Origin of the sequence: Methylocystis parvus OBBP (genome assembly GCF_027571405.1) — a bacterium.
Lineage (GTDB): Bacteria > Pseudomonadota > Alphaproteobacteria > Rhizobiales > Beijerinckiaceae > Methylocystis > Methylocystis parva.
Genome location: NZ_CP092968.1, coordinates 3,762,750 through 3,778,442, shown reverse-complemented (window position 1 = coordinate 3,778,442; position 15,693 = coordinate 3,762,750). Strand labels below are relative to the sequence as shown.

Below are 15,693 nucleotides of genomic sequence, written 5' to 3'. Positions count from 1 at the left end.
GGCGCGAGATAGGCCGTCCGGGCGTAAGGTCATAAGGGAAAGACAAAACCAGCCGATGCCTGAACGAGAGCCTGACGATCCCGACGCATCCGACCGCCTCGATCTCGCCATTCAGTGGTGGGTTCGCATCGACGGCGGCGATTTGTCTCCGTCCGAACTGGCCGCGTTCCGCGCCTGGCTCGCGAGCGACCCGAAGAACGAGGCCGCATTCGAGGAAGCATGTGAATTCTGGGGCTCCTGGCAATCCCTGCCCCGGCCGGCCGTGCGGGCCTATCTTTCCTCCAGAAGGCCCGTGCGCAGGCGTGAACGACTCTGGGCGGCGGCGCTCGCCGCGGCGTTCGTCGCGCTCTTTCTTTCTTTCGACGAGCTTTGGATTTTATGGCGCGCGGACATCCGCACCGGCGTCGGCGAATTCAGAACCGTCACCTTGCCGGACGGATCACACGCGCATCTGAACGCCGTCACGGCGCTGGCGCTCGACTATTCCGGCGACAAGCGGCGCCTGACCCTGCTGAGCGGCGAAGCCTGGTTCGAGGTCGAAAAAGACCCCAGCCGCCCCTTCATTGTCGAGGCCGCCGGCGGGACGGTCACCGCGCGCGGCACGGCCTTCGACATCGCCACCAATAAGGCGCGGACCGAGGTCACCGTGACCGAGCACAGCGTGGAGGTCGCGGCCGAAGGATCGAATGTCGTTGTCGACTCGGGACGTCAGACGGCCTATGGGCCGAGCCTGCCGGCCCTCCCTCCCTATGAGGTGGACTTCGAGCGCGTGACGTCCTGGCGGCGCGGCAAGCTCATTTTCAAGGATAAGCCGCTCGGCGACGTGATCGCCGCTCTCGGCCGCTATCATCATGGCCTTATTCTCGTCGCCGGCTCGGAGGTCCGGGACCGGAGAGTCACCGGGGTTTTTCGTGTTGATCAGCCGCTTGAGGCGATCCGGGCGATTGAAGCCTATCTCGGCGTGAAGTCCACGCATCTTTCGGATTATCTGATCCTTCTGCATTCGTGACAAAAATATCACATTGAGCAAATTCTCATTTCTGCCGACTCCTGTTTTTCGAGCCTCCGCGTCTTTGGGGACGGGTGAAACGCCCACGCCAAAAAACGAGGAGGCCAAGATGGCGGGAACGAAAAAACTCATAGTCGGACGCGGAAAACCGGCGGCGACCGCGACGGCGGTCGCGCTGTTCATCGCCGGCTCGTCAGCCCTCGCCATCGACAGTTCGCCGGCAAGGGCGCATGTCTCCGCGCAGGCATATGACATTCCCGCCGGCTCGGTGGCGGATGCGCTCAACACGCTGGCCGATGAAAGCGGCGCTCAGCTCCTCTATGACGCAGCGCTCACCCGTCATCTGAAGACGGGCGGCGTCGCCGGCAAACGCACGCTGGACGCCGCATTGCACGAGCTGCTGGCGGGAACCGGCCTCACCTACAAGATCGACCCGGGCAGCCGATCGGTCTCTATTATATTGGCCCAAGCCAACACCGGAACGCGCAACGACGCGAGCGGCGCGCGCGCCCTGCCGCCGATCGAAATCAGCGCCGCGCGTCGAACGCACGCGGCGACGCCTCATCCGCGTGTCACGACACCGGCGCCGGTGGCGGAGCAGGCGCCGCCGAACTGGAACATCAGCCAGCCTGCCGGCGTCGCGACGACCATCGACAATCCTGTCTCCGAGCGAGCCACGACCAACGACACCGCGAGTCTTCTCCGCGACGTGCCCGGCGCCTTCGTCTATAGCGCCGGCGGGGTTTCCAGCCTTCCCGTGCTGGACGGACTCGCCGACGACCGCTTGCATGTCACCGTCGCCGGCATGCCCATATTGTCCGCCTGCGCCAATCATATGAATCCGCCGCTCTCTTACATCGACCCGTCTCATGTGGGGAAGATCAAGGTGTATTCCGGCGTTGTTCCGGTGAGCTCCGGCGGCGACAGCATTGGCGGGACGATCCAGGTCGATCCGCCGGCTCCCGCCTTTGCTTCCATCGGCCAGCAAATTCTGACGAAAGGAGAGGTCGGCGCTTTCTATCGCAGCAATGGCGACGCCTATGGCGGCAACCTCTCGGCGACCGCCGCCACTGAAAATTTCAGCGTTAGATATGATGGATCATATTCACGGTCTGAAGACTACTATGCCGGCGGCGATTTCAAGCACTCCGGACCAGCCTTTGCCTGGACGAGCAATACGATCCCCTTCACGAGGTTCGGCAGTCTGACGCCGTGGCTGAGCGGCAGCCAGGTCGGCTCGACCGCCTATCAGGCGCAGAACCATGACGTCTCGATCGCTCTGCGGCACGAGAATCATCTGTTCGAATTCAACCTCGGGTTCCAGCACATTCCCTATCAATGGTATCCCAACCAGCGCATGGACATGACGGAGAATCGCAGCATCCATGGCAATATTCGCTACACCGGACAATATGATTGGGGCTTGCTTGAAGGTCAGGTCTACCATCAGACCGTTCGGCACATCATGGATTTTGGGGAAGACAAGCAATATTATTATGGAAGCTTTAGAACCATTCTTGCTCCTGGCATGCCGATGGATACAAAGGCCCAGAATACGGGAGCGAAACTAACGGCGACCATCCCCCTGCTGGATCGACATATGGTGAGAGTCGGCGGCGAATATCAGCAGTATCGCTATAACGAATGGTGGCCGCCGTCCCCCGCCATCCTCCCTCCCGGGTGGGCGGTCGGCGGAATGGCGCCGGATACGTTCATCAATATCAACAACGGCCAACGTGACCGGTTCGATGTCTTTGGCGAACTGGAGTCGCGATGGAATGCGCAATGGCTGACCCAGCTCGGCGTCCGCAGCGACACCGTCGTGATGAACGCCGGCCCCGTGCACGGCTATAATTCATATTACGACACGCCGCTGTACCCGGTCACGAACTTCAACAATTCTGACCGAGGCCGTACCGACCAGAACTGGAACGTCACCGCGCAAGCGATTTATACGCCGGGCGTTACGCAGACATATTCAGTCGGCTATTCGATGAAGAGCCGTTCGCCAAATTTGTTCGAACGCTACACATGGTCGAACAGCCTGATGGCCATGGAGATGATCGGGTGGTTCGGAGATGGGAACTTCTATATTGGCAATCTGGCGTTGAAACCGGAAGCCGCTCACACGATCAGCGCCACTGCGGATTGGCATGACGCGATGGGGGAGAAGGGTTTGAAATTCACGCCCTATTTTACCTATGTGTCCAATTACATCGACGTCCAGCGCTGCCCGAGCTGGGTGTGCGGGACATCACTGATGTATAATCCCTATAACACGTTCGGCTTCACTGCGCTCCAGTTCGTCAATCAAAACGCCCGCATTTTTGGCGCGGATCTTTCGGGGCATGTATCGCTGGTTAAGGATACCCCGCTCGGCAATTTCACCGCGAAGGGCATTGTCAGCTACGTCAACGGCCAGAACACGATCACCGGCGGAAATCTTTATCAAATGATGCCGGTCAATATGAAACTGTCTCTCGAGCAGAAGATGGGCGGCTGGACGAATTCGGTCGAGGCGCAGTTTGTCGGCGCCAAGAAAAATATCGAGCAGGTCAGAAATGAGGTGAAGACAAGCGCCTACGCCTTGTTCAATCTGCGCAGCAGCTACGAATGGAAGAATGTTCGCGTTGATGTCGGCATAGAGAATCTGCTCAATACACTGTACTATCTGCCATTGGGCGGAGCCTATCTGGGTCAGGCGGCGACAATGTCCGGACCCCTGCCCGTAGCGCCGGCCTGGGGCATTGCAGTCCCCGGGATGGGGCGTAATTTCTACGTCGCGACGAACGTGAAATTCTGACGCGATTTTATCGCCGCCGGCCAGGCGGCCGCACGCCGCCTGGCCTTTTGAGGGTTCGCAACGAGACGGAGCCGACAAAGCTCAACGCCATTCTCCGACAGCCTGTGAAGACCAATGAATAAAAGCAAATTTTCCGACGCCGAAAGAGACGTGTTGCTTGCGGTCAAAGGAGTTGGCCCAAAGGTCGTGGAGCGTTTCGAGCAACTTGGAATTTGCACGCTGCGAAAGCTCGCGAGGCAAGACGCGCGAGCGATCTGCGAGCAGACGGCGTCGCTTGTCGGCGCCACATGCTGGAAGAACAGCCCGCAAGCGCGGAACGCCGTAGCCGCAGCCATTGCCGCCGCGCAGGCGAGCGTTGATATGATCGGAGGCTGACTGCCCGGCGCCTCCTCCTTCGGCGCGGCCCCAACGAATAGTTTCGCGCTACTTTTGTTGCGGTCGCGCTATCTCCCTTTTAACTCATTGGGTGCGGTCGGGCGCCGATCCCTGGCGGGGTCGGCGTATCGGTGACGGCAACTGTCAAATCTGTTTATAAGAGCTCTACCGCGCCTTGGTATGGTTCAGCCCCAGCCAGATAGGTGAAAGTGAATCGGCTCGAGCGGGGGTGCGCTTGGCGGTAAGCATCAATTTTCCGGTTTATAGCGATGCGCTCGTCGTCCTTGGGACGGCTGGCGTCGTCGTGCCGATGGTGCGCTATTTCGGCCTCAATCCGGTACTCGGCTATCTTGGGGCCGGCATGCTTCTGGGTCCTTTGGGCCTTGGCTCCTTTATCGAGCGGCTGCCTTTTCTTTATTGGATCACGGTCGTCGATCCCGAAAATATGCGCGGGATCGCGGAACTCGGCGTGGTGTTCCTGCTTTTTTTCATCGGCCTCGAACTCTCCTTCGCGCGCCTGATGTCGATGCGTCGGCTTGTCTTCGGCCTTGGCGGCCTGCAATTTTTGCTGACGACCGCCGCTCTCTCGCTCATCATCGCAGCGACGGGTTATACGGCTTCCATTTCACTGATTCTGGGCGCCTTTCTCGCCTTGTCTTCAACGGCGATCGTGCTTGAAATCCTTGCGGCGCGCGGCGAACTGACGAGCGGAACGGGGCGAGCCTGTTTTGGCGTTTTGCTCGCGCAGGATCTCGCCGTCATACCGATCCTGATGTTCGAATCGATACTTGGCGCGAACGGAGCCGGGCCGCTGCCGCTGACCGTGGCCAAGGCGCTGGGCGACGCCGGCGCGGCGATAGCCGGGATTGTCATCGTCGGCCGAGTAGTGCTGCGACCGCTATTCAGGCTCGTCGGCGCCCTGCAGTCGCACGAACTGCTGATCGCGGCCGTCCTATTCGTAATCATTGGCACGGGCGTTCTCGCCGCGGCTGCGGGTCTGTCGATGGCTCTCGGCGCTTTCGTCGCCGGCCTGTTGCTCGCTGAGACCGAATATCGCAAAGCGCTCGAGGCGATCGTCGAGCCCTTCAAAGGTCTGCTGCTCGGCCTGTTTTTCTTTACCGTCGGGATGGGCATCGATCTGCGTGAGATCGTGCGCGATCCGCTCGCTATTTTGGCTCTTGTCTGCGGCCTCATCGCGCTGAAAGCGTCCATTACCGCCGCGCTGGCGCGCGCCTTCGGTCAGCCCTGGCGCGTCGCGCTTCAGACCGGACTGCTGCTTGGCCCGGGCAGTGAATTCGCCTTTGTAGCCGACGGGCTTGCGGTGTCGCTTGGTTTGATCGACGCAGACCTTGCGGGTTTCATTCTGGTGGTCACGTCGCTGTCTATGGCGCTAATTCCGCCGCTCGCGCATGCTGGCGACTGGTTCGCATCGATCATAGACCCGCAATCGCCGCCCCACCCGGCGCCCCCGCCCCCGCCCGACGGACAAAAGCGGCGGGCGATAATCGTCGGCTATGGGCGCGTCGGCAAAGTCGTCACAAGTCTCTTCGACGAGCATCAAATACCCTATGTCGGGACGGAGATTGATCCGGAGCTGGTGACGCAAGCGCGGCGCAGCCGTCGCGACGTTTATTACGGCGACGCCAGACATCCCGCTTTTCTTAAGGCCTGCGGGTTAATGGACGCGTCGGCGCTCATCGTAACGATTGGCGCGCAGGCGACCGTCGACGCCATCCTTGAAGGCGTCAGACAGCTCAGACCCGATATGCTCATCGTCGCGCGCGCCAAGGACACGGAGCATGCGCGCCATCTCTACAAAATCGGCGTCACAGACGCCGTTCCGGAAACGGTCGAGGCGAGCCTTCAATTGGCCGAGGCCGCGCTCGTCGGCCTCGGCGTGCCAACCGGAAAAGTGCTCGCGTCGATCCATGAAAAGCGGGACTGTTTCCGCGCCGAGTTGCGCGAGGCGGCGGAGAAAAATATTTCCGCGACTCCGACGCTGTAGCGCTCTGGCGGCCAGCACGCGCATTGGCGCTCCCATCCCGCCTCGACAGCGACGCCCACGCGGGCTCGTGCGTTTTTCTATTGCACAGCTTGAAACCGCAGGGGGCGTCGCAAGTTCCATCCGAATGCTGATCGTCTCGACGAGAAGTCGGCGGCTATCAAGCTAGAACCAGGAGGCTGCGATGAATATGCGGTTCGTCAAAATCCTTGCCTTATCCGCTACCGTTCTCACAAGCGCGGCGGCGGGCTCTGTGAGCAGCGCGGAAGCGCACACCTACTACAGGACGCATTGCTGGCGCCAGGCCGTCCATCACGGACACCATCATTGGCGTTACGCCTATGCGCGACCCGTGCGCTACGTCTACACGCGGCCGGCCGTCTACGGCTACGCGCAGCCGGCGGTTTACGGCTACAGCGCGCCGGCCTGCGGCTGCGGCGCGAACGACGTCTATGGTTATGGCGGTTACGGCGGCGACGGTTTGTTTGGCGCCGGGTACGGCGGAGGCGGCCTCTTTGGTCTCGGACTGGGGCTCTTCTGAGGCGTCTCGAGACGCGCTCGAATCCCCGAGCACTGAAAGCGGACGGCGCCCTTTCCGGGCGCCGTTTGCGCATCCGCCGCCATGCGCGAGCGGGACGAAAGCTAAAATGTTCGCTTGAATAATAGTTTATTTTTAATTGTATACGGACGGGAGAACTCGCAAATAAAGGACTAATTAGAAGTTCGACGCCACGATAGCCGCCATCCACCGTGAGAAGGACGACAGATGAAGGCTATATTATATATAGTCGCACCAGCACTTTTTGTTTCATCAATTACAGGGGTATTCTTCGCCTTCCAGTGGCTGATCTTCTACGCGGTAATGTTCGCCTCAGGCGTCGCCTGATCTTCCAAATCGCCATGACGCCTGTCAAATCGCGAGCCATTCGGCGTCGGGCGTCTGTGTCGAGACGACCTACCACTCGCAAGTGGGCGAGAGCGTTTCAGTCGGCCGATCCCAGGCGCGCGTCGTGCGCATCTTCGCTGGCGGCTTCGCCGCCGAGTTCGAGCGCCCTTTCGCGCCCGGCTCAATCGATGAGATGACCCGATTGTAGATGAGCCGACGCTCGCGACGTCACGCGAGCATGTCGCGTCCAGCTCGGGAGACGGATGGAAGGCCCGTCAACGTCATGGCGACGCGCAATTCGTCGCGCAGAATGCGGAGCATATTTTCCACGCCCGACTGCCCATCGGCGGCGAGCGCGTAGGCGACGGCGCGGCCGAGCAGAACCCCGCGCGCGCCAAGCGCCAGCATTCGCAACACGTCGAGCCCGGAGCGGATGCCCGAATCCGCGAAAACGACGAGATCGTTCCCGACCGCCTCCGCAATGGAGGGCAAGGCTTTCGCCGTCGAAAGGACTCCGTCGAGCTGACGCCCGCCATGGTTCGACGCCACGACGCCATCGGCCCCGAAGCGCACCGCGTCGCGCGCATCCTCCGGATCGAGAATTCCTTTGATGACGAGCGACCCTTTCCAGAATTCGCGAATCCATTCGATGTCGGACCAGCCGATCGTCGGATCCATATTGGCGGACAGCCAACCAATATAGTCGGTCAGGCTCACGGATCTGCCGAGATATTTCGAAATGTTGCCAAGGTCGTGCGGGCGCCCCCGCAGACCGACGTCGAACGCCCAGCCGGGACGCGTCATCGCCTGCGCGAGGCGGCGCGAACGCGCATGGGGACCGGACATGCCGGAATGCGCGTCGCGATAGCGCGCGCCGGGCGTCGGCAGATCGACGGTGAAGACGAGCGTGCGCACGCCGACGGCCTCTGCGCGCTCCAGGACATGACGCATGAAGCCGCGATCCTTGAGCACATAAAGCTGGAACCAGAGTGGTCGCGCGCTCTGCGCCGCGACCTCTTCGATCGAACAGACCGACACGGTCGAGAGCGTGAAAGGCACATCCAATTTCACTGCCGCAAGCGCGGCCTGAACCTCTCCGCGCCGCGCGAACATGCCCGTGAGGCCGACCGGCCCCAAAATGACGGGAAGCGCCGCGCGCTCGCCGAACCATTCGGCCGAGAGATCGAGATCCGGGACGCTTCTCAGCACGCGCTGCCTCAGCCGGATTGCGGAAAGCTCCGCGACATTGGCGCGCAGCGTCTCTTCGGCATAGGCGCCGCCATCAATATAGTCGAAGAGAAAGCGCGGCAGCTTGTGGCGCGCCGCCTCCCGGTAATCGCCTATGCTGGAGATGATCATCCGCGCCTCCGCTCACTCGCGGCGGAGGCATAGCATGGAAAGAAGACCGGCGCGTTCGGGACGGTCGTCCAGGAGAAAAGCCCGGCTTTGAGCCGAGCCTTTCCCTCTGCGTCGAACGATGAGGCCGATGTCGTTCGAGCAGTCGCGCCGATGCGATGCGCTGGCGCTTTTTTACGATCGTCCAATGCGACGCCTCGCGCTACCTGTGGAAATTACTTGCGGCAAGCGGCGTCTTTACGATTCCGACACCGAGCCCCTTCTTGGTCTGCCGACGTCCGTCTCGGCGCGCTATGATGTTGCGGCCGAAAAGGAATTTTCGGTTCTCAGCCGCCACGCCGAAAGCGCGGCGGCGCTCGTCCCGAGCCGGCGCGGCCGGTCCGGGACCAGATGAGGAAATGTCGCCATGATTGCAAAGCACATGATCGGAGCCGCCGCCCTCGGCGTTTTTTTGGGCCTGCCGCTTACCTTCAACGCCGCTGAAGCGGCGATGCCGGTCCCTACGCGTCCCGCCGAACCGGGCATGGTCGAGCAGGTGTGGGGCGGTTGTGGCCCTTACGGCCATCGCGGCCCCTGGGGCGGCTGCCGCGCGGGCGGCCAGTGGGGCGGCGGCTACCGTCCATATTACGCGCGGCCTTTCTACGCTCCTCGGCCCCGCTATTGGGGTCCCCGCAGATATTATTGGTGATCGCATGGCGCGGCGGGCCTGCCCGCCGCGCGCTGCCCAAAAACCGGACGCCCGACATAAGTATTAACCGCATTCATTCAGAAAACATCGACTAAGTAATTTACGAATCTACTATCCGCATAGCCTCGATAACATCCTTGGCCTTGGCAAGTAGCCTAATTTTTTCTTGCAATTGAAGCAAATACAGCTAAAAAGTAATTGCGTTCATCAATGCGCGTTGCGTATCCGTTTGCGTAGGGGGTCTCGATGATTAGAGAAGCTCAAGACGACATCTGCGTTCCAGATGAAGTTTTCTCCCCGCCGCATTTGCCGGGATCGTTCTCCCCCAGCGCCGTCATCATCGAAGCCAGGGCGCTCATCCGTGAATGCCTTGCCCTCTGCCTGCAGAAAAAGCTTGGGCTCCCGATCCTGACCTATCCGGACGTGAACGCCTGGACGCAGGATCCCGCCGGCGCCTCGGCCTGCGTGATCATCCTGAGCGGCGTCGACAAGGAGATGGCGAGCGAGCAATCCGAGCTCGTGCAGGAATTGGCGCATTGGGAGAAGAATGTCCCCGTCATCGTATTTTCGGACAATGAAAGCCGAGCGCAAATCACGAGCAGCCTGCGCTCCGGCGCCAAGGGCTACATTCCAAGCGACACGCCGCTCGAAGTCGTCGCCCGGGCGATCAAGCTGGTTCTCGTCGGCGGCGTCTTCGTGCCGCCCAATGTCCTGATGGAAGCCCGGCAGACGGACGCGCCGGCGTCAGTGCGCGCCGATCTGAAGATCGATTTCACCACGCGCGAGAACGACGTGGTCCGGGCGCTGCTCAAGGGCAAATCCAACAAGGTGATCGCCTATGAGCTCAATATGAGCGAAAGCAGCGTGAAGGTGCATATCCGCAACGTCATGCGCAAATTGCAGGTGCGCAACCGCACCGAGGCCGTGATCAAGATCGCCGCGATCATGCGCGGCGCCTCCGACGACGAGGAAGACGAGGCGTCCCATAGCGGCTGACGAACGACGTCGCCGCTCCAATGAAAAAACCGCGGCGCCGGAAGACGTCGCGGCTTTCGCTTGTCGCCGGGCAACGGGACCGCGTCGGCCTTTTCCAGCCGAGGCCCCGCCCGCCGTTGGCAAAAAAGTTCAAAGCAGGCAATGTCGCCTCCGGCGCGCTTCGTCATGAGCGCGCATTTTGTTGGAGGACCTCGATGCGGCGACTGCTTTCCGGAATCCTTTGCGCCGGCGCGCTCGCCGCCTCCGGACCCGGCGGCGCGAATGCACAGACGATCGATCTCTCCTCGTCGAAGGTCGTCGATCTCAGCCACCCCTATGACGCCAATACCGTCTATTGGCCGACCGAGCCGACGGGCTTTCAGCTCAAACAAGAGCATAAAGGACCAACGAAAGGCGGCTTCTTTTATTACGCCAACGCCTTCTGCTCGCCGGAGCATGCCGGCACGCATATCGACGCGCCCATGCATTTCGCCGAGAGCCGCTGGACGAATTCCGATATTCCGCTCGATCGGCTCATTCGTCCGGCCGTGATCATCGACGTGACCGAAAAGGCCGCGAAAAACGCCGACTACGCGCTCGGCGTCGCCGACATCCACGCATGGGAGGAGGCGAACGGACGCATTCCCGACGGCGCCATCGTTTTGCTGCGCACGGGTTGGAGCGCGCGCTGGCCCGATCGCAAGACCTATCTTGGCGACGACGCCCCGGGAAAGACCGACAATCTCCACTTCCCGTCTTACGGCGCGGAAGCCGCCGCGCTGCTGGTCGCGGAGCGGCACGTCTCCCTGATCGGCGTCGACACGGCGAGCGTCGATGTCGGACCGTCGCAGGATTTCCTCGTGCATCGCACGATCGGCGCGGCCAATGTGCCGGGCCTCGAAAATCTGACCAATCTCGATCAACTGCCGCCGACAGGCGCGCTCGTCATCGCCATGCCGATGAAGATCGCGCAGGGTTCGGGAGCCCCTGCGCGCGTCATCGCCTTCGCGCCGCGCTGAGTAAAGCCGCTATTTCGCGTGAAAATCCTCGAATACCGCTTTGATGGGATGAGGCTCGACGGAGACCTCTCCCGTAAAAGGATGGTCGTAAGAGACGATCACGAAGAGGCCCAGGAAAACGATTGTCGAGAGCCCGCCCGTCATCGTCACTTGCGATCGGACGTTTTCGAGGCCGAAGAAATAAGTGAAGCCGACCGTCAATAGCGCGCCGAGAACGAGCATCAGCCAAAGCGCCGGCGGCACGACGCCCATGGCGTGATGCAGCCGCCCTCTTCGCGCCTCCGTAATCGCGCCCAGCTCCTGCATGATTTCGACGCCGGCGGCGACGGACTTGCCGTCGCTATATTTCATCGCCGCTGAATAGAGCTTGTCGAGCGCCCTGGCCGCGTCGCGCCCCTCCCGCGACAACGCCATTTGCGGCCAGTCGTCTTCAACGACCGCCGTCAGATAATCGTCGAGCGCCGTCCGTATGCCGCGAGCGTTCGGCTCGTCTCCCGCCGAGATTCGATAGAGCGTCGCCGCGGCGCCGGCCTCTTTCAGAACGAGAGCCTCCGCTTCGGCGAACTTGTCCCAAACGGCGACAACGGCGAAGGCGAGGATGACCGCGTAAATCACGCCGACCGTCGCCGAGGTGAATCCTGCGATTTCGTTGTTCTTCACAAGAAGCGACAGCGAGTAGCGCTTTCTGACGAGGATCGGCCCCAGCATCGCCAGGGTCGTCGGAATGACGACGATAAAGAAGGCCCCGAGCCACAGGGGCAGCGAACAAAGAAAAAGGAGCATGCTCCCTCCGCATCGAACCGCAAGCTGAATCGAAGCGGATTGAGGCCTGACTCCTCTCCGGGTGTCAAACCATAAAGGGCCGGGCGCGCGGAAGTTTACGGTTAATTAATAGTTTTCAATTTTGCTCGAATGCGCGCGATTGCCGTTTCCGGCTCCCGGGAACGCCCTCGCCAACGTTACGAGGCGCATATGAACCTTCTGGAGTTCGGATCGACGCTCAGCCCCAGCGACAGCAGCGGCGCGAGAAGCCCAGCGACCGGCGGCCGGAGGGGCTATGACGAGCTCTCGGGAGCCGCTCTTTTGAGACGATCGGGAAAAAGCGCCGCCATAAGCGCGCCGCTGCGCGGCGACAAGGCCGCGACGCTTCTCTCCGCCCGCAACAAAGTCGAGGCGCAGGATCGGATCGGTCGCGAGCTGAGCAACTTCTACCAGTCCATGCTGCGCGAACCCGTGCCCGAGCGCTTTGTCGCGCTCATCGATGCGCTCGAGGCGCAGGGACGATAACGCTCTCTCCGGCGCGGGCCGCTAAAGGACGACGACACGCGCGCCCTTCGGCACGCGACGATACAGGTCGATCACGTCCGCATTGAGCATGCGGATGCATCCGGACGACACCGCCTGCCCGATCGTATCCGGCTCGTTCGTGCCGTGAATGCGGAACATCGTGTCCCTTGCTCCCTTGAAAAGGTAAAGCGCGCGGGCGCCCAGCGGGTTCTCGAGCCCGCCATCCATGTGGTCGGGAAGATCGGGGCGGCGCAGCAGCATCTCTCTCGGCGGCGTCCAGCCCGGCCAATAGGCCTTCCGGCCGATCTGCGCCTCTCCCTTCCAGGCGAATCCCTCTCGGCCGACGCCGACGCCATATTGATAAGCCTGCCCATTGCCCATTGAGAGGTAGAGCTTGCGCGCTTTGGTGTCGATCGTGATCGTTCCGGCGGGCCGGCCGGTGGGATCCTCAGCGACCTCTCTGGTCGAGACGCCCGGATCGACCTGATCGTCGAAGTCGAGCGCGGTCGAGTAAGCGGGATCGGCGTCCGGCGGCAGGGCGGCGAGGCGCGTCGGCCGGCGGGTCGAGGCCGCGCGCCCGGGCGGACGGTCGGGCGCATAGCCGCCATAGTCCCGCTCGTCCGGCGGCGGCCCCCTGCGCGGCCGCGCCCGCATGGGTCGATCATAATCGCCATAAGGGTCCGCGGCGTCATAGGGCGCGTCCCGAAGCCCCCGTTCATAGGCGTAAGGATCGCCCGGCTCAGGCGGATCGTAATACTGACAAACCGCCTGCGGCGCGCCGGCAAGAAGCGCCAAGGCGGCGACGGTCAGGCGCATATAAGCGCGGCAGCGCAATCTTGGTCCCGAGCACTTTCTCATGCGCCTGTTTTTGCGGTGCAAAGGCGGCGAAAAGAGGGTTGGCCGCAGCTCGCCCGCGCGGGATTTTAACGAGCGAATTCCTGGACTTGAAGACAAGTTTAATTGCTTTCGAAATGGGTTTTTACGTCCTTCCAAGTAATATTGTAACTCATAAGTAATGATACCGCTTCCCCAATAAGAGAAAAGTTGAAAGACGTGAGACCGGCTCACCATTCTGGAATTCCTCCAAGGCTCGCCAAGCATAGGCAGGGCTTAATCTCCATTTTTCTGGCTTCTTTTTTCGCCTGTGCGGCGCCGGCCGGCGCCATGGACAACGTCGATGACGCAGCGATCACGGCGCAATCAGGCCCCGTGGCGATCGGCGGCATGTTACGCGGCAGCTCCGTCTGGGACTCCTGGCGGCGCCGCTTCGTGACGGATGCCGGGCGAGTCGTCGATACGGGCAACGGATCGTTCAGCCATAGCGAAGGGCAAGGCTACGGCCTGCTGCTCGCGACCGCGGCCGCCGATCGACCGACTTTCGATCGAATATTTTCGTGGACGACGCTCAATCTCCGCATTCGCAAGGACAACCTTACGGCCTGGCGCTGGACGGGCGCGTCGCGCGACAGCCAGGATCGGCACAACGCCAGCGACGGCGATATTTTGATCGCCTGGGCGCTGGCGGAGGCCGCGGATTTCTGGAACGAACCGACCTATCTCGCCGCCGCGCGGGCGATGACCAAAGACATCACCTCGAAACTCGTCAAGCCGACGCAGACCTTCGGCGCGGTGCTCATGCCGGGCGCCGAGGGATTCGGCTCGAAGGAGCGGCCGGACGGCCCCGTCGTGAATCTCTCCTACTGGGTGTTTCCGGCCTTCTATCGCCTTGCGCAGGTCGAGCCGGATTTCGACTGGTACGACCTCATGCAGTCCGGTCTCGACCTCGTCGGCCGCGCGCAGTTTGGCGGCTCCAAACTGCCCTCCGACTGGCTGTCGCTCGCCAAATCGACCGTCTCGCCGGCGCAGGGTTTCGAAGACCGCTTCGGCTATGACGCCTTGCGCATCCCGCTCTATCTCTACTGGGCGGACGCCGTTACGCCCGAAAGGCTGCGCGTCTTCGACGCCGCCTGGCGCAAGGGACCCGCAATCTTGCGCGACGCCGACGCCGACGGCGAGGCTTTGACCGAACCGGGCTATCAGGCCGTCGCGGCTCTGCTTCGTTGCAGCTGTCAGGGCGCGCGATATCCGGAAAGCTTCTACCGATTCTCCGAGAACCAGCATTATTATCCCGCGACCTTGCACATCCTCTCGCTTGTCGCGGCGACGATGCGCGGCGGTCCATGCCTCGATCATGGTAAGATTGAAGCGATTCTGTCACATAATTGGCGGCCGCGAATCGGCGCCCTCGAAAAATTGACGGTCAGTTTCACGCCGCCCGCGCGTCCCGAAGCGACAGTCGAGCCGGCGGTCGGCTACGTCACACCGACGAAAATAGGCTTTACCGCAAAGGATGGAGACATGCTGCAAGACGCCGATCTCTTCTCCTATCTGCGCGTCATTATGGGGGCGCTTACGGTCCTCGCGGGACTCTATTATTTGCTGAGTCGGGTCGACAACGAATCCTCCGAAGAACGTCCCGAGGATCAGACCGCGCCCGGCGGCGCGGGATGGAAGCCCGCGCCGGGCCAATATGACATCGTGCCGCGAACGCTGCCGCAAAATCCTTTTTCAACATCGACCTCCCTCTCGGTTCTCGCCGATGAGATCGAGACGGCGGCCGCGGCGTCGGTGCGGCTGAGCCGTACGGTCGGCCTCATTTATTGGGAATTCCCGCTGCTCGTCAGCTATGAAAAGGCGCATGGCGCGCAGGCCGTCGACGCGCTGATCGAGTCGCTCGCCCAGGATTTCCGGCGCGCGCTCAGAGCGACCGACAATGTCGCGATCCTGAACCGGAGACACTTTCTGGTTTCGATCTGCCTGCTGGCCGGCCGCAAGGATCTCGAGACGATCGCCTCGCGACTGACCGCGGCCGCGCGCCGCCGCGATATGCTGGAGGAGGACGCGCCGTCCCTGCCGGCCGGCCTCGCCATCTATCCGCTCGACGGCTATAGCGGGCTGGAGCTGATCGAGTCGGCGAGACGCCGCTATCGCGAGCTGCTGCCCGAAGCGCCGGAGAACGACCTCAACGCCGACACCTCGGTGAGTCAGCCAGCCGCCCAACCGGAACAGACGAGAAAGCGTTCGAAGCGCCGGCCGTCGGGCAAGACTCACACGCCGCAGCCGGTAGCGTAAACTTCGACGCGACGTAGAGCCGCGCCGTTTGTCGGATTTGCGAAGGCGGAAGCCAACCTCCCGCCCTTTTGTCTATGAAAGAACGAGCGCGGCGACGCCGCTCGCGCTTGCCTCGCCGCCGCTTGGCGATAGCTCTCCGATGGATCCCCGAAGACGAGGAG

12 protein-coding genes are annotated in these 15,693 nt (G+C 62.0%); 9 read left to right on the top strand and 3 right to left on the bottom strand.

What is annotated here, in order from left to right:
* The first annotated feature begins 55 nt into the window (after positions 1-55).
* The 4 genes from MMG94_RS18325 to MMG94_RS18310 all read left to right on the top strand — a co-directional run bounded on the left by MMG94_RS18325 (position 56) and on the right by MMG94_RS18310 (position 6,730).
* On the top strand, positions 56-1,009 hold the full coding sequence (locus MMG94_RS18325; protein ID WP_154419621.1) for a FecR family protein: 954 nt from the start codon (positions 56-58) through the stop codon (positions 1,007-1,009).
* A 109-nt stretch (positions 1,010-1,118) separates the two neighbouring features.
* Entirely contained in the window at positions 1,119-3,812 is a 2,694-nt protein-coding gene (locus MMG94_RS18320; protein ID WP_154419623.1) for a TonB-dependent receptor, read from the top strand.
* 604 nt (positions 3,813-4,416) lie between these two features.
* The gene (locus MMG94_RS18315; RefSeq protein ID WP_420846607.1) at positions 4,417-6,192 is read left to right on the top strand and encodes a cation:proton antiporter domain-containing protein; all 1,776 of its coding nucleotides are present in this window, start codon (positions 4,417-4,419) and stop codon (positions 6,190-6,192) included.
* A 181-nt stretch (positions 6,193-6,373) separates the two neighbouring features.
* Complete coding sequence (locus tag MMG94_RS18310) at positions 6,374-6,730, top strand: hypothetical protein (protein WP_016918836.1); 357 nt, start codon at positions 6,374-6,376, stop codon at positions 6,728-6,730.
* Between the two features lie 573 nt (positions 6,731-7,303).
* Here MMG94_RS18310 and lldD read toward each other — a convergent pair.
* Positions 7,304-8,434 (bottom strand): FMN-dependent L-lactate dehydrogenase LldD, encoded by a 1,131-nt coding sequence (gene lldD, locus MMG94_RS18305; RefSeq protein ID WP_016918834.1) that lies wholly within the window; start codon positions 8,432-8,434, stop codon positions 7,304-7,306.
* 403 nt (positions 8,435-8,837) lie between these two features.
* Here lldD and MMG94_RS18300 point away from each other — a divergent pair, with 403 nt between their 5' ends.
* The 3 genes from MMG94_RS18300 (at position 8,838) to MMG94_RS18290 (ending at position 11,113) form a co-directional block, all read left to right on the top strand.
* On the top strand, positions 8,838-9,119 hold the full coding sequence (locus MMG94_RS18300) for a GCG_CRPN prefix-to-repeats domain-containing protein (RefSeq protein WP_016918832.1): 282 nt from the start codon (positions 8,838-8,840) through the stop codon (positions 9,117-9,119).
* Between the two features lie 246 nt (positions 9,120-9,365).
* Positions 9,366-10,115 (top strand): LuxR C-terminal-related transcriptional regulator, encoded by a 750-nt coding sequence (locus MMG94_RS18295; protein ID WP_016918831.1) that lies wholly within the window; start codon positions 9,366-9,368, stop codon positions 10,113-10,115.
* 194 nt (positions 10,116-10,309) lie between these two features.
* Positions 10,310-11,113: a cyclase family protein gene (locus tag MMG94_RS18290; RefSeq protein ID WP_026016082.1), complete on the top strand. Its 804-nt coding sequence runs from the start codon at positions 10,310-10,312 to the stop codon at positions 11,111-11,113.
* Between the two features lie 9 nt (positions 11,114-11,122).
* Here MMG94_RS18290 and MMG94_RS18285 read toward each other — a convergent pair whose 3' ends face one another.
* Entirely contained in the window at positions 11,123-11,896 is a 774-nt protein-coding gene (locus MMG94_RS18285; protein WP_016918829.1) for a bestrophin-like domain, read from the bottom strand.
* Between the two features lie 189 nt (positions 11,897-12,085).
* Between MMG94_RS18285 and MMG94_RS18280 the strand changes: the two genes are divergently transcribed.
* Positions 12,086-12,400: a NepR family anti-sigma factor gene (locus MMG94_RS18280; protein ID WP_016918828.1), complete on the top strand. Its 315-nt coding sequence runs from the start codon at positions 12,086-12,088 to the stop codon at positions 12,398-12,400.
* 21 nt (positions 12,401-12,421) lie between these two features.
* Here MMG94_RS18280 and MMG94_RS18275 read toward each other — a convergent pair whose 3' ends face one another.
* Positions 12,422-13,216, bottom strand: coding sequence for a L,D-transpeptidase (locus MMG94_RS18275; RefSeq protein ID WP_081495599.1), 795 nt, complete (start codon positions 13,214-13,216; stop codon positions 12,422-12,424).
* 348 nt (positions 13,217-13,564) lie between these two features.
* On the opposite strand from MMG94_RS18275, the gene MMG94_RS18270 reads away from it, so the two are divergent.
* Entirely contained in the window at positions 13,565-15,532 is a 1,968-nt protein-coding gene (locus MMG94_RS18270) for a glycosyl hydrolase family 8 (RefSeq protein WP_016918826.1), read from the top strand.
* The last annotated feature ends 161 nt before the right edge of the window (positions 15,533-15,693 follow it).